This window comes from Thermoanaerobacterium sp. PSU-2, from assembly GCF_002102475.1.
Taxonomy (GTDB): Bacteria; Bacillota; Thermoanaerobacteria; order Thermoanaerobacterales; family Thermoanaerobacteraceae; genus Thermoanaerobacterium.
This window is the reverse complement of record NZ_MSQD01000039.1, coordinates 1-860: the sequence shown is the minus strand read 5'-3', so window position 1 is coordinate 860 and position 860 is coordinate 1. Positions and strand designations below refer to the sequence as shown.

The 860-nt window shown below is 42.8% G+C and carries 1 protein-coding gene; it reads right to left on the bottom strand.

All coding sequences use genetic code 11. From position 1 onward, the window contains the following. Nucleotides 1-848, bottom strand: an 848-nt coding sequence (gene tuf / locus BVF91_RS13020; RefSeq protein ID WP_085113768.1) for an elongation factor Tu, incomplete at its 3' end; no start/stop codon positions are given. Nucleotides 849-860 lie beyond the last annotated feature (12 nt).

Sequence of the window (860 nt, the reverse complement as noted above, 5' to 3'; positions counted from 1 at the left end):
ACTCCTATGTTGTCTCCTGCTTCTGCTTCATCCAGCGTCTTCCTGAACATCTCTACTCCTGTTACTACTGTCTTCTTGCTTTCGTCTGATAATCCTATTATCTCTACTTCGTCTCCTACTTTTAACTTGCCTCTCTCTACTCTTCCTGTTGCAACTGTTCCTCTTCCTGTTATCGTGAATACATCTTCTACTGGCATCAGGAATGGTTTGTCTACATCTCTTTCTGGTGTCGGTATATAGCTGTCAACTGCATCCATTAAGTCCCATATCTTGCCACACCATTGGCAATCTCTTTGTCCGCATCCGCATTCCATTGCTTTTAATGCTGAACCTACTACTATCGGTGTGTCATCTCCTGGGAATTCATATTCATTTAACAGCTCTCTTACTTCCATCTCTACTAATTCGATTAACTCTTGGTCGTCTACCATGTCTGCTTTGTTTAAGAATACTACGATGTATGGTACGCCTACCTGTCTTGCTAACAGGATGTGCTCTCTTGTCTGTGGCATTGGACCGTCTGCTGCTGATACTACCAGTATCGCTCCGTCCATCTGCGCTGCTCCTGTTATCATGTTCTTTACGTAGTCTGCGTGTCCTGGACAGTCAACATGGGCATAGTGCCTTTTCTCTGTCTCATATTCTACGTGCATTGTGTTTATTGTGATTCCTCTTGCTTTTTCTTCTGGTGCTTTGTCTATTTCATCGTATGCTGTCGCTTGTGCCATTCCTTGTTTTGATAATACTATCGTTATTGCTGATGTTAATGTCGTTTTGCCATGGTCTACGTGTCCTATTGTCCCTATGTTTGCATGGGGTTTCTTTCTTTCGAATTTTTGCTTTGCCATTTCTTTTCCTCC